The 20831-nt window shown below is 50.2% G+C and carries 18 protein-coding genes; 3 read left to right on the top strand and 15 right to left on the bottom strand.

The window, feature by feature from the left end; genetic code table 11:
• Positions 1-4: 4 nt before the first annotated feature.
• From cas4 to BLV85_RS02220, 13 genes are all read right to left on the bottom strand, one after another.
• A complete protein-coding gene (cas4, locus tag BLV85_RS02165; RefSeq protein ID WP_090411671.1) occupies positions 5-631 on the bottom strand; it encodes a CRISPR-associated protein Cas4 in 627 nt (208 codons plus the stop codon).
• Positions 631-879: a type II toxin-antitoxin system HicA family toxin gene (locus tag BLV85_RS02170; RefSeq protein ID WP_090411673.1), complete on the bottom strand. Its 249-nt coding sequence runs from the start codon at positions 877-879 to the stop codon at positions 631-633. The genes cas4 and BLV85_RS02170 overlap by 1 nt, the downstream gene beginning before the upstream one ends.
• Positions 876-1082: a 2-oxoisovalerate dehydrogenase gene (locus tag BLV85_RS02175; protein WP_090411675.1), complete on the bottom strand. Its 207-nt coding sequence runs from the start codon at positions 1080-1082 to the stop codon at positions 876-878. The genes BLV85_RS02170 and BLV85_RS02175 overlap by 4 nt, the downstream gene beginning before the upstream one ends.
• 175 nt (positions 1083-1257) lie before the next feature.
• Positions 1258-1425, bottom strand: coding sequence for a DUF433 domain-containing protein (locus BLV85_RS02180; RefSeq protein WP_090411677.1), 168 nt, complete (start codon positions 1423-1425; stop codon positions 1258-1260).
• A 28-nt stretch (positions 1426-1453) separates the two neighbouring features.
• A complete protein-coding gene (gene cas7c, locus BLV85_RS02185; protein WP_090411679.1) occupies positions 1454-2356 on the bottom strand; it encodes a type I-C CRISPR-associated protein Cas7/Csd2 in 903 nt (300 codons plus the stop codon).
• A gap of 21 nt (positions 2357-2377) precedes the next feature.
• A complete protein-coding gene (gene cas8c / locus BLV85_RS02190) occupies positions 2378-4264 on the bottom strand; it encodes a type I-C CRISPR-associated protein Cas8c/Csd1 (RefSeq protein WP_090411681.1) in 1887 nt (628 codons plus the stop codon).
• A gap of 1 nt (position 4265) precedes the next feature.
• Positions 4266-4982, bottom strand: coding sequence for a type I-C CRISPR-associated protein Cas5c (cas5c, locus tag BLV85_RS02195; RefSeq protein ID WP_090411683.1), 717 nt, complete (start codon positions 4980-4982; stop codon positions 4266-4268).
• Positions 4975-7428, bottom strand: coding sequence for a CRISPR-associated helicase/endonuclease Cas3 (locus tag BLV85_RS02200; protein WP_090411685.1), 2454 nt, complete (start codon positions 7426-7428; stop codon positions 4975-4977). Before BLV85_RS02200 ends, cas5c begins: the two co-directional genes overlap by 8 nt.
• 33 nt (positions 7429-7461) lie before the next feature.
• Positions 7462-7716: a hypothetical protein gene (locus tag BLV85_RS15065; RefSeq protein WP_176973896.1), complete on the bottom strand. Its 255-nt coding sequence runs from the start codon at positions 7714-7716 to the stop codon at positions 7462-7464.
• 24 nt (positions 7717-7740) lie between these two features.
• On the bottom strand, positions 7741-7932 hold the full coding sequence (locus BLV85_RS02205) for a hypothetical protein (RefSeq protein WP_090411687.1): 192 nt from the start codon (positions 7930-7932) through the stop codon (positions 7741-7743).
• Positions 7933-8054: 122 nt separating this feature from the next.
• On the bottom strand, positions 8055-10433 hold the full coding sequence (locus BLV85_RS02210; RefSeq protein ID WP_090411689.1) for a sucrose synthase: 2379 nt from the start codon (positions 10431-10433) through the stop codon (positions 8055-8057).
• Between the two features lie 371 nt (positions 10434-10804).
• Positions 10805-12976 (bottom strand): HAD-IIB family hydrolase, encoded by a 2172-nt coding sequence (locus BLV85_RS02215; protein ID WP_090411691.1) that lies wholly within the window; start codon positions 12974-12976, stop codon positions 10805-10807.
• Positions 12977-13066: 90 nt separating this feature from the next.
• Positions 13067-13990: a carbohydrate kinase family protein gene (locus BLV85_RS02220; RefSeq protein ID WP_090411694.1), complete on the bottom strand. Its 924-nt coding sequence runs from the start codon at positions 13988-13990 to the stop codon at positions 13067-13069.
• Between the two features lie 299 nt (positions 13991-14289).
• Here BLV85_RS02220 and BLV85_RS02225 point away from each other — a divergent pair, with 299 nt between their 5' ends.
• Positions 14290-15879, top strand: coding sequence for an alginate export family protein (locus tag BLV85_RS02225; RefSeq protein WP_090411696.1), 1590 nt, complete (start codon positions 14290-14292; stop codon positions 15877-15879).
• 45 nt (positions 15880-15924) lie between these two features.
• The gene (locus BLV85_RS02230) at positions 15925-16269 is read left to right on the top strand and encodes an NrfJ (RefSeq protein ID WP_245725046.1); all 345 of its coding nucleotides are present in this window, start codon (positions 15925-15927) and stop codon (positions 16267-16269) included.
• 190 nt (positions 16270-16459) lie between these two features.
• Here the strand turns inward: BLV85_RS02230 and uvrB are convergent, their stop codons facing one another.
• Positions 16460-18559 carry an excinuclease ABC subunit UvrB gene (gene uvrB, locus BLV85_RS02235; protein WP_090411742.1) on the bottom strand — a complete coding sequence of 700 codons (2100 nt, stop codon included), beginning with the start codon at positions 18557-18559 and terminating at the stop codon, positions 16460-16462.
• 71 nt (positions 18560-18630) lie between these two features.
• On the opposite strand from uvrB, the gene BLV85_RS02240 reads away from it, so the two are divergent.
• Positions 18631-19824: a pyridoxal phosphate-dependent aminotransferase gene (locus BLV85_RS02240; protein ID WP_090411698.1), complete on the top strand. Its 1194-nt coding sequence runs from the start codon at positions 18631-18633 to the stop codon at positions 19822-19824.
• Between the two features lie 325 nt (positions 19825-20149).
• Here BLV85_RS02240 and BLV85_RS02245 read toward each other — a convergent pair whose 3' ends face one another.
• Positions 20150-20389 carry a helix-turn-helix domain-containing protein gene (locus BLV85_RS02245; RefSeq protein WP_090411700.1) on the bottom strand — a complete coding sequence of 80 codons (240 nt, stop codon included), beginning with the start codon at positions 20387-20389 and terminating at the stop codon, positions 20150-20152.
• Between the last annotated feature and the right edge of the window lie 442 nt (positions 20390-20831).

The raw sequence follows: 20831 nt of genomic DNA on the forward strand, positions 1-20831 counted from the left end.
GCTATCAGTCGGGTTCGAACAAACTCTCGCGTGCTTTACTTTGCCCGGCCTTATCAGCCATGGCTTGCGGTTGGCAGATTTCCATCAAGGAGCATTCCTTGCATCGCGCATCGTTTGCAGGGGGTGGCAGTTTCTGCGACACCAGCATTGACCGTACAGCTTTCACGGTTTCTTCCACTTGCTGACGTAACGAATCTGTGATGACAATCTCGCGTCGGCGGCGAGAAGAGTGGTGATAAATCGCGCCATGCGTAACCGGCATACCAAGCATTTCCTCCAGGCAGAGTGCCTGTGCTGCCAGTTGCAAGTCATCATGTACTTTAGCGCGTTTCTTTCCATGCTTATATTCCACCGGATAAATGCGCCCATCCGGATAAAACTCAACCACATCGCATTTCCCGATCAAGCCCAAACGATCAGACCAGACCGGCAAGGCATATTCCGTGCGCACACCCTCAAATGATTCCAGCCCAGGTTGATCAACCCGCTCATGCACCGCATTACCCCGCATAGTATGCACATTTTCGTCAAAAACCTGCTCCATATGAATCAGCGCACATTGCCGGGGGCAATAGCTGTAATGCTGCAAAGCCGAAAGCATGATGGGATCGTCCGCTTCACCCTTTACCATCAATCATTTCCAAATAATTTCAAAATCACATTCTCTCTTGATAAGGAATGATGCTTTGCTACCTCACTCAATATGGACGCCAGCGTTCCTATGCGTAATGGATCGTGCAACGGAATCGTCAAATGATGCCTCTTTGGCAGATGGCATTCCAGCCGCACATGACTACCGGTTTGCCGGGTTGTTTCATACCCAAGTCGGCCCAATGCTTTAATCAACTGCTGACCGGATACATTGCGTGGCATTTTCATGCCTGAATGACTTCCTCACGCACGAAATGCAAACGAATCATTTCGGGCACCTCACCTTCATCGAAATGACAATGTACGGCATCACGCACTTGTTGACGCAGGCTAGCAAGATCGTCTGCTTCGGTAAAAATCGATTCACCCAGTGCACGAGCGGTATATCCCCCTTCCGGCGCTTCTTCGACGAGGAAAATTATTTCATTCATGGCAATTCACTCCTTCCAGTCCATCCTTTTCCATGGCTGGCAGTCATTCCCTGAACGTTTAGTTGAAAAAACATGGTCAACCCTTCGATGAAACTTTGGATAGCCAGGAAAGGAAAATTCCCAATAGCCAATAACTTCAGAATCATCCAGCAGTAGCCTTGGGTTTCTCCATCATTCACAAATCTGCCGGAATCAGGTATGGGTAACTTTCAAGCATCCGTACTTCATCCCAACCATAAACGAACAGACCAAGAATAAACTCATCTTCAATACGGGTTCCACGTATACGCAGCTTGCTAAACAACGTATCCGGATCCGAAACGATGCGATCTTGCCAGTTCATACCGATACATCCTGAAAATGCTAGAAACTCAAAATCCAGCAATTATTTCTGGCTCCAATCCAGGTAAGGAATTGATCTCATAACCTCCATCTGGATTTACTGTAAGAGAGCTGTGAACCTTAGCAGAAGAATATTGCCCTGATTTGCAATTATGTTTCCACCAAATGAAATTTAATATTTGCATACTCCCTGCTGGACGTGCACTTGATTCATCGTTTTCAAATAATTTAGGCAATATCTTTTTAATAACCAATGCATCTTCGTCGCTGAATCCAGTTTTTTCGGCAAGCTGTGGATTCATACTACCGAAAAAGACATAGACACCATGATCTACGCGATGCTTCATTCCCATTGTATCGGAACCACGTTTACTACCGTCGCCTTCGCCACTTACACTCTTGGTAATTTGAGTGCTGGTGATGTCAATAGGCTCCAGGCTAAATGCAGATTGCACAGTCACGGGTCCACGGATTCCAATTGAAATTCCGGTATCACCTTCTCCGTCGCTGCCATCCTCTTTCTTTTTGCCTTTCTTTTTGGAAAGTGCGAAAAGTTGCCCGAAAGTACGAACATCAATCCACTCCGAACAAGTAAGATTGACGGTTTCGCCCGCTCCTAATGTTTTTCCAATGGAATTGAAGAATTTCTCAGCTCTGTCGCGCAGGCTTGTTGCACCATCAACTTTCCGGTCATCGGATTGAACAAACACAGCCTGGCCTTTTGCCTCTGCTTTTCCTTCTTTTCCACCTAGTTTTACGAATCGTTCAACCAAACGGTCACGAATTTTCCGCTTGATGCAGACATCGGTAATCTCCCCAAAGTTCTCATAACTGGTGCGTGGACGGTTACTGTTAAGCGGATCACCATTCGGATTTGCATTTTTAACGCGGAGAATTACGGCGAAATCGATCTTATTTTGCAGCGTATTCATATTGTGATCTCCTTGGGTCAGTTAGTTGTCATTATTGATGCTATCGTTATCAGATGCAGAACCATCTGTTTTGTCTTGTTTTGGTAGGTTTAGCAATAAGCGCTGACAGTGGTAGCCCAGTAGGAATTCACCGGAAAGTTTTCGATCACTCACAAATTCATCCCTTTCAAAATTTGCGACGACCTCATCGAGTAGCATTTCCATATTATGCAAAAAAGCAGGACTTTTTGCCCGTAGGCGTGTTCTGTAAGGCGTAAGTGCGAGCTCTATAGTTCGCCACGTACTGTTGGGCCGATCTGCAAATCGTTGCATCAGCTTGGCGGCAGTCGTGTCGCGCTTCTCACCGCTAACATATAACGCTCGATCTTCAATATGCTCTGCAATGGACAATAGTCGTCCATAAAGATAATCCCTTGATGTTCTGTCGTTTTCCAATACCATTTGATATCCCCTTTTTTTGCAAGAACCTTTAAACAGGGCACAAGCAATGCCCAGAATTTTTTCCCATTCCCACTGCCTTCCATTTTTATCTTTTTCAAAGGAAACACGATTGCTGGTTCTGCGGATAACCGATTCAACCAAATCTCGTGGCAGCGCTTGCCCATCAATGATGCAGGGCAACATCCTCTCCACTGTAGCTTTGCGCAAACTATCGTCGAGACGGCGACCGTAAGCAGCTTCGGCAATGTCCCGCGGAGCAGGTGCACCGATGAACTTTGAATCTTTGCCAAAGTTTTGCGGCCATGCGTATTGTTCATGCCAATTTTTAACACGATTCAAGAAATCAGAGCTTTTCAGTTCACGGTAAAATGTAATCGCCATTCGCCCTGGTGTGGCTGAATCCAAACCCATGACGACAATATCATCCGTGGGATTCAACTTAGCGCTATAACCTGCAATCGCTTTACGCAAACGAATCGCAAAGGCTTGACCTATGTCGCCGACATCCGGTTGTTCAATTTCTGCAGCTTCGTGAGCAGAGCCTTCAATACCGAGTATGAGTGATAGAGAATCCTTGAAGGGATCGGGTACCGGCTTTCCTGCAATCGACCAAGTCACGATTACCAAATCGCCACTACGATATGCTTGCCGCCCAATCAACCAGCGCAACGCATTATGCGCTTTCAGGCTGACTTCGTAGCCTACACTGCAAGTTTGCTTTTCATAATCTTTCTTAGTATCAGTAAATCTTCCTTTGAAGGTGTAACCATTAAAATCATTTGCAGAAATTAGTTTTGCGCCATCATCTGATCCTCGAAGAAATCTTGGATGATTCTGGCATAAACGTGTAAATTCCCCGGTTATCATGCAAAAACCAGTTTTACTATTTTGCGATCGATCAAAAGCTATCCATGCCATAATCAAATCGCTATCTTCCCAAGTGCCGGAAACAGGGTTTCCCGCATATTCCACTCGCCAACGCACAAATACTTTTGAATCGCTGACTTTTGTCTTCTTACCTTTGGCATCTTCAGTTGTTATAGGGAAAATTTGCTCGTTGCATAGATCTTTCCAAAGTCGCTTACTTCTTATATATGCCAAGATGGCTGATATTTTTGGGTGCGTATTTTCAGATCTACACCATTTCGCTAATTGTTGTTCGTATTCCTCAAATCTTTCTGAACTTATTTCTGGATAATCAGCGGCGCAGTAACTTATCTCCTCACAAAGGGGATGCGGCGCAGCTCCAGCAGTTCTGCCTGCGGAGGATTCTGTGACGGGAATAAGTGTTGAAGCTTCCGTTCTACCAAGTGTTCTTGCTCGGCGGAAACTCCCTCGTTCGTCAATGATGATTTCAACATGGGCTCTTTTTACTAAATGAGATAAAGGCCAAAGCTTCTCGGCTGGCACATCCATTGTGCTCTCACACTGCTCATAGGTCTCATAGAGTTTCTGAATCCAGCTCATATCAAACCTCTAGCCGGGCTATTTCAGTTTCAACGTCGAGCAGATTGCGATCTTTTGAGAACGTTTTTTTGCTCATATCGCGAACGAATTTTTTCACCGAGCAATCTTGTGGGCGCTCAAACACGATTTTCCCATTGATCATCGTTGGGCGGGTAAATCGGGCATGAAGTCTGTCCTCACCGATTTCATCCGGGTAGTCAAAACCGTGAAACATCAAGCCAAAAGCTATCTCGCCTTCACCCTCGTAAGGGCTGGTTCCTGAACCGAATTTGCATGGTTCGACATACCCTTGGCAATCTCGCGTTCCTAGAAAAATATCCTGCCGCCCGCCACGATCCAACATGCGTTTGGCGACAATGTGATGTTTGGCTTCATTCTGATCATCAGCCAATTCAGGGCGATACTCATTCCACTCAAAATGCGCACGCACCTGATATTCCACATCAGCCAGAAAAGTGTAAATAGCCAAAGTGTTTCCTCCGCTCATCTGTAAAGGTTTGGTTCCTTTTGTTTGCGTGCGGATTCGCTTCATTACCCGCACTTCATCAATGACCCAGATAAATGTTGGCTTCCAGTAAATGGACTTGGCAATGCCTTTAAGCGCCTCGTAGGTGGGAACTTGATAAGAACATTTCTCACCACCGATACGGGTCAGTGGATCGGTAAACAGGGCATGCCGTCCCCAGACTTTAAATTCAACGCTGTTTCGTTCAAGCATTCAGTACCTCCATATTTCTCACGGGTGTTTCACTTAGGCCATACTCATCACTGTAATAACGGTAATCAAGATACAGAATGCCCGTTCCTTCTTGTATTTCTTTGACAGCATTTTCTTTCTCTAATCGTTCTAAAACATTTGGGAATATGTTGACGGTAAATTGCTGCGCACGGCGTAGCATGTCGAACTCTTTGTCAGGTAGATAGGCTGCGCAAAGATCAGCGACGATAGCTTGTCCCTCCTTGCCATGCTGGACAATGACGCCGCGCGTCGGCGCATCAATAGCCCTGAAAGCTTTTGCTGCTGACATAAAAGATTGGCGCAGGTAGATATTGGGCGCTTGACCTGCTCGCTTATTATGCTCAGATACCGCCACTGAATTGCTGGATAGCAAGTTAAGCAGGGTGTCGTCGTGCCCGATGGATTTGGCTGAAAGCGGATAATCCATTTCATTCTGCCGATCAAAAAAGTAGTACATGTAATAACGCTTCATTGCTTCAAGACCAATTCGGTCATTACCAAATAGCGTTGGATCGCCCTCATATTCGTCCAGTACGCGTTCGGTCTTCTCTCGTCCAACACGAATATCTTCCAGCAAGTCTAAATTTTCATCTTTTGGGTTGATAACCTGAACATACCCCATTTCTGTGCGACCATTCCGATTGCATCGCCCTGCTGCTTGGGCGATTGAATCCAATCCCGCCGTATAGCGAATGACCGCACTGAAATCGACATCTACCCCGGCTTCGATTAGTTGAGTGCTACAGCAAAGTGTAGGTAATTTTTTCTCTAGCCTATCTCGAATCTCACTCAGAATTGCTCTTCGATGTGCCGGGCACATGTTTGTGCTCAGATGGTAAACCGGCATGCTATTGACCTCTTTGCACAAACGGTACAGGGTTTGCGCAGCATTTTTGGTATTAACGATTACCAAGCAACTTCCTGTGCGATGCGCCTCTCCCAAAGCAAGTGTCGCAATTTCATCATTCGACCAACCTCCGGGTTTTCTGCGGTTAATTACTTCGACTCGCTTCAGATCATCGAACAGTCTTTTTATATCCGGCATCAGTTCATTACCCGCTGGTATTCTGAGCGCGCCTTTCTTCGATTCGACCTGATGAAGAAGTGGCTGAGTAGCAGTACACAAGACGACCGTGCTTCCGCACTGTTCAACCAAGAAATTGATGGCGTTATTAAACAGATGAACGCAGTTTATTGGCAGCGTTTGAATTTCATCGAATATTAGTACGGCATTCGCTAATTGATGCATCCGCCGTGCGCCGCGCGTTCCAGCACCAAAGAGCGCCTCCAAGAGTTGCACACTTGTGGTATAGACAACCGGCGCATCCCAGTTTTCAGCCAGAATTTTCCCGCGCCAACTTTGTTCTTCTGGGGTGAGGTTAGAATGGTGTTCGAGAACCACGCTGCTTGGTTTTGTTCCTTTGGGTTCCAAAATACTCCTTGCGACTTCAGCATTCTGGTCAATGATGGAAGTAAACGGGATGACATAAATCACTCGATCCATCTTGTGTTTCTTCGCGTGATGCAATGCAAAACGCAGACTGGCAAGAGTCTTGCCTCCGCCCGTTGGAACGGTCAGGGTATAAATTCCTTTATCGCGGGATGCGGCATTATGGCAATGACTGGAAATATCGCAACGGAGAGGATCAATTGGCTTGCTAGGCTTCAGTTCTGCAAGGTACTTTTCTATCCGATCACACAAGATATACCATTCCGAATACAGACCATGCATTCTTAACTTTGCTGCTTTGGGATTCTCGGAATCGGCGGAATCAATGCGATCAGCATCAATTAAACAGCTGAATAGAAATCGAACCAATAAACCAATCTGCAATTGAGCCACTACACTTTTATCATCCTTGATTGGTGCCGCCTGTACAATCTTTGCGAGGGCTATTCGCATCGCCTGGAGTATGTTCGGGTTACTGACGAGCTTTTTAGCGCGAGAAAGGATTGAAACATCCGCTTTGGCTAGCACTTCTTGTAGGTGAGTACGTTCGTTGCTCTTCCTCATTCGCTTTCCGTATACATTTTCGCCAAGGCTGTTCGTATCAGACGACAGGCAATCAATCGCACCTGAATGATGGGATGCAATACATAATGACAAGATTTGACCGACGATTGCTCCTAATTCCCCTTGCTTTGATAACTCACGCCAAACAAGCTGAGCACCTGCTGTCGAGTGATCTATCTTTCCTTTTTTGCCTTGTGAATCAACATAATCATCTTCATCTTCGTTAATAAGCCCGATAGCTGACTGAATATAGGTTTGGAATTCATCACTATATTTGCCCAAATCATGTAACAACCCAATTAACTCTCCCTGTTCATCCAAACTTATTTTGGCGGCAAACCTTTTGGCTTTATCAGCCACGCCTATTAAATGTTGTTCCAGCGTATGATTTTTATGCGCTATATATGCCATATTGTCTCCATATCAACCTTATAGCTCATTACTTCAAGTAATTAACCACACGCCCAAAAGATCAGAACCTGATCCAGCAATATTTCTCCAGTGCTGCACATAACTGTTTGATGACTTCCTGCCAGTGCTGAATAAGAACCCGCACGGTTCAACATTCGCTTCTTCAATCATTTGCTTGCTCATGGCGGTCGAGCACTTGAATCTTTTCTCAAGCTGCCATCTTGTAACGGGAGAGTGTGTGGAGAAGAATATTTGCTGTAATTGGTAACTGCACTGCAGGCGATCCATTTTGATTATGCCGTTTGTCTCCTATCATTCCAGCATAACCAGTTCTGGATCAAAATAAGCGTGACACCGGGTTTTATCCTTTAATTCGCGATCAATAGTGCGCAAGCGCACCCCTTCCCTTCGCCAACTGCCAGCGCCGTCTTTGCGCACGTAGCCCGGGTGCACTTGTGCACCGGCTTGCTGATGATAGCCAGGTGTATTTGACAGTGCGGCCATACAGGAATTTGAACGAATCTGATCATGCCGTGGTACGCGAATGCATCCTGTGTGTGCCGAGCCGGTAGCATAGTGCCGGCTGGCGCCACCTCGTATCTCCCCACAGTGGGGGACAGGACAAACTATACGTCTTTTGTCAGTTTGTTTGCCAGCGGCCGGAACTGAAGATGGTAGAACATGTTGAGGTAACGATCCATTTCCTCACGATCGAACCCGCTGACAAATTTCCAGAAGCCGTAAATGCGTGACAGTGTCATCATGCGTTCCGCATACAGCTTCCAGGTGTAGCGGCTGGCTACGCGATCAAGCGCGCCATGCGAAATGCGTTCCCATTCCCCGGGGTTTTCCTGGCTGCGTTCGAGGAAATCGGCGATCAGGTCTGCAGATTCGGCACCTTCTGTCGGGTCGATGTGAAAGCCGGAGCGATTATGCTGGATGATTTCCAGCGGCCCGCCATAGCGGGTGGCAAAAGTCGGCAAACCGGATGCCATGGCTTCGATGATCGTCAAGCCGAATGCTTCAAACAATGCCGGTTGCACGAATATGCCGCGCTGGTCGGCAATGTGACGGTAGAGCTCACCGGCCAGGTTTTTATCCAGACGCATGCCCAGCCAGCGCACCTGCTGGTCGAGTCCGAATTCATCCATCAATTGATGCATGCGGTGGATTTGTTCCTGCTCTTCATGGTCGGAAGATTGCTGCGGGTCGATTTTCCCGCCCACCACGACCAGATTGGCAAGTGAACGCAGCCGTTGCGAAGTGCCATACCACTCCACCAGGCCGGTGATGTTCTTGATCCGGTCCAGGCGCGCCATGGTAAAAATCAACGGTTTGTCGGGATCCCGCAATGCGCCCCGCGCCGGAAAGCACGCGTCATCGCCAAAAATCATGGAATCGATTTCCGGGATCAGGCTGCGCAAGCGCCGGTCCTGGTCGGTGTAGGCGAAATAGACATCGGCATTCGCCCCCGGCGAGACAATATTGAATTTCGGGTCGAACAAATCGATACCATTGACCACGCGATAAAGGCCCGGCATGGAAAAGGCCCGGTAACTCTCGTACTGGCCTTCTGCTTCCCGAGTTCCGGCAATTTCCTGATAGGTGCTGGTCACGATGAAGTCGGCGGCGTTCATTGCCAGCAAGTCGGCGGTGTATTGGCAGGAAAAATGATATTTTTCCTCATTCTCCTGCCAGTAGAGGTCCGAATGCAGGTATTTGGTCTTCTCGAGTGCATGGGCAATATTGCATTGCGTCACACCCAGCCGCTTGCTCAGCAAGGTGGCCACCAGATTGCCATCCGAATAATTGCCAATGATCAGATCGGGACGGCCGCCCAATTCGGCCAACGCCTCCCGCTCGACATCCCGCGCGAAATCTTCCAGATGTGGCCAGATTTCGAAGCGCGAAATCCAGTGAGGAATGATTTCTCCATTGCTCTTGTGAAATGGGACACGCAGAATCCAGGTATTCTCGCAGCCGCTGACTTTTTCCAGGCGCTGGTTGCAGGTGGTATCGCCAGCATCGGGTATCAAACGGCTGACAATCAATATCTTGGGCTGCACATGCACGCCTTGCAACAGCAGGCGATCGTGCATTTCCTTCTCCAACGCCCGGACCTGGTCGAGAATGTATACGACCTGGCCGCCGGTATCCGGCAGGCCAAGCACGTTGTCCTGCCCGAAATAACCATGCGGGGACAGAATCAACAACCGTGAAATCATCGGTATCCGCGCCAGAAAGGCCTCGAGCGCAGCCGGAGAAGGCGCCTCCAGAATATCCATCAGCATATTCATGGTTTCGCTCACTCTGGCTGCATCATGCCCCCAGCCCGGCGCAAACCCGAACCGGTTCATTTCCTGCTCCAGCTCAGACCATGGCGCCGCGCTATCGTGTTTTTCCAGCGTTTCCAGTGCCTGGCGCAACTGGCCGCGAATGGTATAAGTATCGCGCGAATTGCTAGTGAACATCAGTTGCTGGCCATCAATCGCATGCACCCCGAGGAAATGCAATAACTTCTCGCCTCCCTTTTCAATCCGGGTGAACATTTCACTGGATAGTTGCCGGTTAAGAAAGATAACGCCCTGTCCAATCGAGCGGGTTTCCTTCAATTTAGGAAATCCGCGCCCAAATGGATCGAAATCGATTTCCAGCACCGACTCGGCGCATACACCCTTGACAACTGTTTCTTTAAAACGGAGAAATTCGCTGACTGTTATTTTTTCCGGATAAAGATAATCCTGATGAATGCGCACGAATACCCATTCGGCGACATCGGGGCGCAGCACAAAATACGCCCAGGGGGAACAGAATACCCCCTCCTGCAAACGATGCACAAAGTTATAGAGCGCATCCGAGCGGTCAAATGCTTTTTCCATCAGCTGTATTTCGTGCCGCAGATCGGATTGCAATAGCAAGGTACGGTTCAGTGCAAAATAACGCCGCAACAAGGTGTAGACAACGTCGCGGTTTTGTTGGGTATAGGTGATCAGCGCATCAATCATGGTAAGGTCCTCCTGGTTCTATCACTGGTTATCAAAGTGAAACAGGCTTTTTTCGGTTTGCGCAGGAAGAGACGCCCTGGCGGGCATCCCGAATCAATCAGGCATTCGCCCCGGGGAACGAAAGAGTGAGACAGCCGTTGCTGCAGCCATCCCTGCCGGCTGATTGCAGGCGCCCAAGCGCAGCGCTCAATTCAGCGCTTCACCGGCGCAACCCAATCGGCCGGGGATAGCGATCGTAGCAAGGGCGAAGCTGGCTAAGCGGGATTTTTCGATCCTTTGAGGCGAATAGTTGTTCTATTCAACGAAAAGGATCGAAAAATATAGCCTGGCAGGTTCGTCCGCAGTAGATCAGTCTAATCTCGGACGGCCTCCTAGCGCGAGGCGTGTGGATCGCCATGCGAGTCGGCTTGCATGAATCCATAGTGTGCCAACCCTTCGAGAATCCCATGGGCATAAGGTTTGCTAGCAAAGTAAATTTGCTCCAGGCCCCGCAATGTTTCCAATTCAGGGCTATGGTTGCCCACCACCACGCCCAGCGTGTCGCCGACCAGCATTTCCTCGTCATTGCCCGAGTCCCCGGCCACTAGGAAGCTTTTAAGCGACAACCCCCACTTATAGGCAAGATAGCGCACGGCCTGACCCTTGGAAGCGCGCACGGGCAATACATCCAGAAATGCTTCATGCGAATAAATCAGTTTGGCATGCAAGTTCTGTTGATGCAAATACTGGTAGAGCTGCTCCAGCGGCGGCATGTCTTCGGGCGACACCACATAACTCAACTTAAACTCACGCTGGTTCTCGGCCGCCTGCAGCGTCAGGCCTGGCACTTCTTTTAACACCTCGGCCAACGTATCCCGTCTCCATTGGTGCCGGATATGATTGATCCAACCTTTATCCGGCCGCAGCGAGGGCCAATAATTGATTTCGCTGCCGACCGAGGTGATCAGAAGATCAGGCATGGGCACGCGCCATTTCTTGAGTACCTTGATCGCACTCTCAACTGTTCTGCCTGTCGCCACCCCGAACGAAATGGTCTTGGCATGCGCACGCAGCCATTGCAGTAACTCGGCCAGCCCTTGTTCGTCACCCAGCAATGTATTGTCGATATCACAAATCACCACTTTCTGGGCCAGTGGCATTGGCGCCTGGCCATAATGCAAGGTCGCTGCATGCTGGCGGCGCAAACGCTTGCGCTCCTTGTGCAGCAGTTTGTCGACTTCCTTGAGGTATTTGGCGACATGCGCATCCCAGGTGTAATGCCGCCTGACATTGAGCACGCCATTTTTGGACCAGTCGCGCCAGCGCTTCTTGTCGGCAAAAGCTTCCTTGAGCGCGGCGGCGATATCTGAGTGATTCAAGGTATTGACGAGCAGCCCGTTACGGCAATTGGCAATGATATCGCGGGGGCCGCCATCTTCCGGCGCGATAATCGGCAATCCACTGGCAGCAGCTTCGATCAGTGTCAATCCGAAAGGTTCGGTCAGCGCGGGGTTGACGAACACACCGCGCCGGCGCGTGGCCAGGCGGTACAGTTCCGGCACGTCTTCCCCGGTAAAATGCTTGGGAATGGCCACTTTGCCCCACAAGTCGTAGCGATCGATATCGAACAGCATATCGCTCATGACCTTGCGCTGAGAGTCTTCCATATCCCGGATATCTTCGCGTGATCCGGCAACTATTACCAGGTTGGCCATGTCCTGCAAGGATTTATCACCGCCATAGGCCTGCACCAGGCCATGCAGATTCTTGCGCGTATCCGGCCGGCAAATGGCCAGTATCATCGGTTTGCCCGGTTCGTTCAGAAACCTGTCGATGCTGGTCTGGACGGATGGCACGATCGCTTTGCGCCCCGGAGGTGAAAAACGTGAGGTATCGGTGCCAGGCGGAATAACGCGACAACGCCGGGGATCGGTATTCTCATACATGCCGTACTGGTCCTCGATCTCCTGCCAGGTGCTCGTCACCACCAGCGAGGCATGAATCAACGTATCTTCTTCGGCAGCGATGCGCTGGGATAAATTGAACTGGCGCTCAATTGTCTGCTCTTTGCGTCCCGAAGCAAGCAGGCGTTCACGTTTCGGGCGGCCGAGCGAGTGGCCGGTATGAATTTGCGGGATACCCAGCAGATTGGACAGATGATGGCCCACATAGCCGGCATCCGCATAATGGGTATGGATCAGATCCGGCAAGCGGCCTTGCTGGCGCAGATAGTGCAGGCATCGGTCGACTATCTGGTCGAGATGCGGCCATAGCAATTCCTTGCGCAGGTATTTCTTGGGACCGCAGGGTAGCCGGACTATGCGCGCATGCAAACCGAGTTCCTCGATCCGCTCCGCGTAGTCGGACGAAACATGAGGATCTTCGATTTGCCGGGTCAACAAATCCACCTGGGCGACATTGTCATGCCGACCCAGCGCACGCGCCAATTCAACCACATAGGTAATCTGCCCGCCGGTATCGGCATCACGCCCCAGTTCCATGTCATCGCCACGAATCAGGCCGTGCACACTGATCATCAAGATATAGAGTTTTTGGTCTAACATGGGTATCGTTACAACCTTAAAGGTGAGCGGTCACAGCCGCCGGGTGTTTATCGAAACGACGAGATAAGCACTACGCTCAGTCCTCATCAATTATTTCCAGGCATCGATAAAAGGCTGGTAAAACTCTGATGAATCAGGTATCGCACCCCGTATGCCACACAGGGTAGCAGCAAATTGGTTTGCCCGCTTCAGCAGCAATGCTTCCGGCCAGCCGGACAGCATTCCGAATATGAATACGGCGGAAAAGCCATCACCTGCGCCAACCGTATCCTTGATCGATACATTCTCAATACCCCCCGTATGTGCCATGGCACCCGAACGATCGAGCAGCCATGCGCCCTCTCCTCCGCATGTCACCAACACGGCCTGCAACTGAAATTCCTCAAGCAAGCGTTGAGCGATATCGCGCGCATCATGCATGGCAGGCAGACCAGTCAAACCCGGTAACGCGGTCAATTCATCTTCATTGACTTTGACATAATCGGCATGCAGCAGGGAATCCCGAACGATTTGCGGGGTGTACCACGGCTCTCTCAGATTGATATCGAGCAACCGTGGGCTTGGTCGGGAGTGATGCAGGATTTCTCGCAGGGCAGCCCGGGAGGTCTCATGGCGTTGTGCGAGGGTACCGAAATACACTAAATCGGGCTGGATGGATGAAGCGACTTCGGCGGCAGCGGCCGGGTCGATGAAGTCATAGGCCTGGTCGGGGAGAATTTCGAAGGTATGGCCATTTTCGCCAAATTCCACTCTGACCTGGCCAGTCGGATAATGGGCATCGCATTGTATACCCGCTGTGGACATGGCAAACGCATCCATCAGCTGGATGAGCTTATCTCGGTATTGGTCATCGCCAGTTCTCGTAATCAGAACCGGATGCAGACCGAAGGCCTGCAGATGGCGCGCCACATTGAAAGGCGCCCCTCCCACGACCGCACCATCAGGAAAAACATCGACCAATGCCTCGCCAAACAAAATGATGTCTTTAGCGGGTTTATCAAGATCAGTAGGCATTCTCTGTAAGACTCCTATCTGTGATGGTCATTTACCCATATTTATGAATCACACGGGTCACGGATTCCGGCTCGCAACCGGCAAGCCAAAGTCTCCATGGTCCAAGCAGTGCAAAGTTACTTCAGCAAGCACGCTTTTATGACGATATGTCTTTTATTCTGGCATGGATGACGGCTATAAGCAAAATTTGCTGACACAAGATTGAATTTCTAATCTTCCAGAATCGCAACCCTATTTGCTAAAATAACTGATTTTTTCGATAAACACCAAGCAACCCCGCTCCCCATTTATTACTCAAAATGCATAAATCTATCCTGTTTCTGCTGAAGCTGGCAGCCATAAGCATAATCGTTATCACATTTGGATGGGCCCACCAGATATTCGCCAGCGAACATCCGAACAGCGGCGAGACGTCATTTGACTGGTCCAAAGTCCCGCCTGTCACCCCGTTGCCCCGGGTTGGCATCTTCTTCAAGCCCCCCACAGGGCCCGGCTATTATTCGGTATGGGACATGTTGACGGGAAACAAGCGTGAAAAACCGCCACTTGCGCCTTATGCCCCGTTTGCACTGCTGCCCACTTCGGCCTTTGATATCGATTTTCGCTACCTGGAACAGCCCGGTTATGAACCGGACTTTTTCGACGCTATCAAACGCATCCATCTGGGTGACGACTGGCTGCTCTCATTCGGTGGCAGTTTCTGGTATCGATACATGCACGAAACGGACAGCCGTCTGAATGCTGCGGGCGTCAACAACAATCATCACTTGCTGCGCACCCGCATTCATGCCGATTTGTGGTATCAGGATCGTTTCAGATTGTTTGCGGAATTTCTGGACGCACGCGCACTGGGGCTGGATCTGCCAGCGCTCGGGATCGACAAGAATCATACCGACATGCTCAACCTGTTCGCGGATGTCAAACTGGGACAATTCCAGAACGGCCCCGCTTACTTGCGGGTCGGCCGCCAGGAATTGCTATACGGATCGCAGCGGCTGATCTCGACACTGGACTGGGCAAACACGCGCCGCACCTTTCAGGGCGTCAAAACTTTCTGGCACAACCCGGTCTTCAATGTCGACGCTTTCTGGGTTCGTCCGATGATCACCGAGCCCAACCAATTCGACAACTGGGACACAGATCGCAACTTCTTCGGTTTGTGGGGAACCTACAAAGCCTTGCAGGGCCAGACGCTCGATCTCTATTATCTCAGCCTGATCGATAACCGCACCGTCTCACCGGCAAATATCCAGCAAGGCAACATTCTGAATGGTGATTCGGAGTTGCATACCCTCGGCGGACGCTGGGCGGGTGAATATCAACGCTATCGCTACGAGCTGGAAGGCATGTATCAGTTCGGTAAGCGTTCCGGGCTCGACATCTCGGCATTTTCCATCGCCTCCGGTCTGGGATATCATTTCACCTGGCCGATGAATCCACAGCTTTGGTTGCGCTATGATTTTGCCTCGGGTGACAGGAACCATCAGGATGGGCGCAGCACCACTTTTCATCATCTGTTCCCATTTGGTCATTACTATCTGGGATTCATGGATCGGGTAGGCCGGCAGAACATTCATGATTTCAATGCCCAGCTGACCCTGCATCCACAGCCATGGTTTACATTCATCGGGCAGTACCACCGTTTCTACCTGGCCAACAAGCGCGATTATCTTTACAACGCGGCAGGTGCCGGAACGCTGCGCGATATCACCGGTCAATCAGGCAGCCATGTCGGCGATGAAATCGATTTTAGAATCAACTTTCACGTAAGCCGCCATCAAGACCTATTATTGGGTTATTCCAAACTTTTTACCGGAAAATTCGTCAAAAACCAGCGGCCCGGCGTGTCTCCCGATCTGTTCTACGCGCAATACAATTTCCGCTTTTAGGCACGGTCAAATCGGGTCTTTATATTCAATCAACAAAGGAAAACTATGAAATTGCTTCGAATGATACTTGCTACGGCATTGGTCACTTTTCTTGCGAGCCTGAACCCGCTCGTGGCACACGCCGACAACCACTCGGCGAACGCTGCCGCCCTGCCCTCGAATGAAGGAATCGTCGTTTCCTCCATGGACACCACCGGCTATACCTATATCGAGCTATCCAATGGCGCGAAAAAATTCTGGATTGCCGCACCGGCCACCAAAGTCAAAAATGGCGACCACATCCGTTTCGTGGAAAACATGACCATGCACAACTTCACCAGTAAAACGCTGAACCGGACCTTTGACAAATTGATCTTTGTCACGTCCACACAGGTCAAAGTCGCGCAATAAGCCACCCCCAACAAGTCCGCCAAAACCGCTTAGGAGCCGTGAAGGAATAAGTGTGACAATTGGGCGCGTCTGGTGGGATGCAATGCAAGGCGAGAGGAGGAGTCATAGCAAGGCTATGGCGACGACGAGTAACGCCGCAGTGCGCCCGCCAGATGCGATCCAAGTGTTGCAGTTATTTATGAGCGACTCCTTAGGCTCGCAATCGTTTACTCGATTTCCTGCTGGGCTTTTTGGCGGCAGTTTCCGGTATTGCCCCGCTCGCTTCCGGATCGACCATGCCTATAAACAACTTGTTCTTGAGGTTTTTGATTTCATCGCGGCACTGAGCGGCCAGTTCAAATTCAAGATTTTTTGCCGCTTCCAGCATGCGTTTCTCCAGCGACTGAATTTCTTTCGCAAGCTGGGTCTCGCTCATGGCAGCATAACGCGCCTGAATTTGTGCCACCTTGCGATGTGTTTCAGCATTCTCGCTGTCGTATACGCCGTCGATCAAATCCTTGATACGCTTGTTGATGCCACGCGGTACAATGCCGTTCTGCTGATTGAATAACGTCTGTTTACCGCGCCGCCGCTCTGTTTCGTCCATGGCGCGTCGCATCGAATTAGTGATCCGGTCTGCATAGAGAATCACCGTGCCGTTGACATGGCGCGCGGCCCGGCCCATGGTCTGGATCAGCGAGCGTTCCGAACGCAAGAACCCTTCCTTGTCCGCATCCAGAATGCCGACCAGTGACACCTCCGGTATATCCAGCCCTTCCCGCAGCAGATTGATGCCGACCAGCACATCAAATTTGCCCAGGCGCAGATCCCGGATGATTTCAACCCGTTCGACCGTATCGATATCGGAATGCAGATAGCGCACCCGGACACCATGGTCGGAAAAGTAGTCGGTCAAGTCTTCCGCCATGCGTTTGGTCAGCGTGGTGACCAGCACCCGCTCTCCCTTGGCGGCACGGATTGAAACCTCCGACATCAAATCATCCACCTGCGTGGCAATGGGCCGCACAATGATGGTCGGGTCCACCAGGCCGGTAGGCCGCACCACCTGTTCCACAATTTGGCCGCTGCGCTGTATTTCATAATCCGCAGGGGTGGCCGAAACAAAAATCGTTTGCGGCATCAATTTCTCAAACTCCTCGAACTTGAGCGGCCGGTTGTCAAGCGCCGAAGGCAGTCTGAAGCCATAGGCAACCAGATTCTCCTTCCTTGAACGGTCCCCTTTGTACATTCCGCCAACCTGGGGCACGGTCACGTGGCTTTCATCGATAATCATCAAAGCGTTGTCCGGCAAATAATCGATCAATGTCGGTGGCGGATCGCCAGGGCTGCGGCCAGAAAGGTGGCGTGAATAATTCTCGATGCCTTTACAAAAACCCAGTTCGTTCAGCATTTCCAGATCGAAACGGGTCCGTTGCTCGAGACGCTGAGCTTCCACCAGTTTATGGTTTTCATAGAAATAGTCCATCCGCCCGGCCAATTCCGCTTTGATGGTTTCGATTGCACGCAGGGTGGTGCTGCGCGGCGTCACATAATGACTGGAGGGATATACCGTATAGCGGGACACTTTTTGCAGCACACGGCCAGTCAAGGGGTCAAACAGCGCCAGTCCCTCCACCTCGTCATCGAACAAGTCGATACGCAGCGCGGTTTCGGAATTTTCCGCCGGAAAGACATCCAGGACATCTCCCCGCACGCGAAAAGTTCCACGGGCAAATTCAAACTCGTTGCGCTGGTATTGCATTTCTACCAGCCGTTGGATGATCTCGCGCTGGCTGATTTTTTCATGTTCGCGCACATGCAGAATCATGCCGTGATAATCGACCGGATCACCGATCCCATAAATGCAGGATACGGTTGCAACGATGATCGCGTCTTCCCGCTCGAGCAGGGATTTGGTGGCGGACAAGCGCATTTGCTCGATATGCTCGTTGATGCTTGAATCCTTTTCTATGAACAAGTCACGGGCAGGTACATAGGCTTCCGGTTGATAATAGTCGTAATAGGAAACAAAGTATTCCACCGCGTTTTCCGGAAAGAATTCGCGCATTTCTGCATAAAGCTGGGCAGCCAGGGTTTTATTGGGCGCCATGATAATGGCTGGCCGCCCCAGGCGGGCCAGCATGTTTGCAATCGTGAACGTTTTGCCGGAACCGGTTACGCCCAACAGGGTTTGGAAGGACAAGCCCGCTTCCACACCGTCCACCAGTCTGGCAATTGCCTCCGGTTGATCGCCTGCGGGCTGAAATGCTTGATTGAGCTTGTAAGGGCTGCCGGGAAAGGTAATAATCACGGGTTTGATTGCCACAAAATTTATACAATTGATTTTAACATGCGGAAACCGCAAACTTCAGGAGCCATCTCGTGAAACTCTCGCAACGTGTTCAAGCCATCAAGCCCTCGCCTACTCTGGCAGTCACCGCCAAAGCCGCCAAACTCAAGGCAGAAGGAAAGGATATCATCGGTCTTGGCGCGGGTGAACCCGATTTCGACACTCCGCAGCATATCAAGGATGCTGCGATGACGGCCATTCAGAATGGATTTACCAAATATACGGCCGTCGGTGGCACTGCCTCATTGAAACAGGCAGTCATTGCCAAGTTCAAGCGTGACAATTCACTGGACTTCACCCCAGGAGAAATTCTGGTGTCTTCTGGCGGCAAGCAAAGTTTCTTCAATCTGGTGCTGGCCACCATCGATCCCGGCGATGAAGTCATCATCCCAGCCCCTTACTGGGTCTCCTATCCCGACATCGTCCTGATCGCTCAAGGCAAACCGGTCTTTATTCAAACCGGGATCGAGGATAATTTCAAGATTTCCCCGGCGCAGCTGGAAAAAGCGATCACACCCAACACCCGGATGTTTGTCATCAATAGCCCCAGCAACCCTTCAGGCAGCGTTTACAGCGTGCAAGAGCTGCAGGCGCTGGGCGAGATATTGCACAAACATCCCCAAATCCTGATCGCCACCGATGACATGTACGAGCATATCCTGCTGACCGGCGATCGCTTCGTCAATATTCTGGATGCCTGCCCGGATTTGAAACCGCGCACTATTGTACTCAATGGAGTCTCCAAGGCCTATGCCATGACCGGCTGGCGGATCGGCTATTGCGGCGGGCCGGCAGCGATCATTACTGCCATGGAAAATATCCAGTCGCAGAGCACATCCAACCCTAATTCCATTGCCCAGATGGCGGCCGAAGCCGCACTGAATGGCGATCAATCCTGCATGATCCCCATGATCACCGCCTTTAAAGAGCGCAATCAATTTCTGACCGACAGCCTGAATACCATACCGGGCATACATTGCCTGCTGTCTCAGGGCGCTTTTTATGCCTTCGCCGATGTTCGCCAGGCAATCGACAAGCTAACCGTTCAACAACTGTTACCTGATCATAGCGACATTGCTTTCAGCGCTTATTTGCTGGAGAAGGCGGGTGTGGCCGTGGTTCCCGGTTCGGCCTTCGGTTCAGATGGCTACGTACGGCTATCTTTTGCGACTTCTATGGATAATCTGCGCAAAGCGATTGAGCGTCTGGGTAATTTGCTGAATTGAACTTTCAACATCACCCAATCCAGATGCTGGTCCCCTCCCAATTTCAGGAGACCTGAAGCCTGGAACATTCCATTATCAGCTTGATGGTGCGCAAGAGCACCCTTGTGGTTGCAGCATGTCCCCGGAAAGTGACTGATTTGTCCAGAAATACTGAGCAAGCTTGAGTCTAGGAGGCTGTCCGAGAATAGCGTAGCGAGGGCGAAGCTGACTGAGCGGGATTTTTAGATCATTTGAGGCGAATAGTTGTTCTATTCAACGAAAAGGATAGAAAAATCCAGCCTGGCAGGTTTGTTCGCAGTAGATCAGTCTATTCTCGGTCAGCCTCCTAGAGGCTGATGCGTTTGTTTTTCCTGATCAGACCACTTTCCTCGGCTGCACGAAGCGCCTCGTAGCGGCAATGCACGCCTAACCGCTCCATGACTCTCTGATATTGGGTGCGAACAGTCGCCGGAGAACGATTCAAGTGTTGTGCAAGTATTTTGGTATTGGTCGTTTTCTTTTCAAGACTTGCTTCCAGCAAGGTATAAAAAGAGGGGGATAGACGTCCGGACTGCCTTTTACTCATACTTGATCTCCATGTTCTTTATTTTATAAAACAGAATGGCCAAAGTTGATAGATTGCCCATATCAAATTAAGCAAGATTCACGCCAGCATATACAACCTATTGATTAACAGGCCTTAGGAACCAGAATCTCTTCATCGCGTTGACTGAATGTAAAATTTCCCGACATCTTTTCTCTCAACCAGTGCACAATCCCGCCTTGTCTCAGATTGACGCCTTCCCCCAACATTAGTCATAACAAAACTGAATGCATGTGGCATTTGTCACGCTGGAATCGAATCAATATCTTCTATGCATGCAGCCGCAAGAAAGCTGGCGATGCCAGCGGGAAACAACAGATCCTCTGTCATCGGGTATACAATAAATCTATCAAATTTCTTGTAACGCTTAATAATGAATGCAAATCTTTAGCAGAATTTCGTTATAAGAGTATGATATTTTCAA

Origin of the sequence: Nitrosomonas halophila (assembly GCF_900107165.1) — a bacterium.
Taxonomy (GTDB): Bacteria; Pseudomonadota; Gammaproteobacteria; order Burkholderiales; family Nitrosomonadaceae; genus Nitrosomonas; species Nitrosomonas halophila.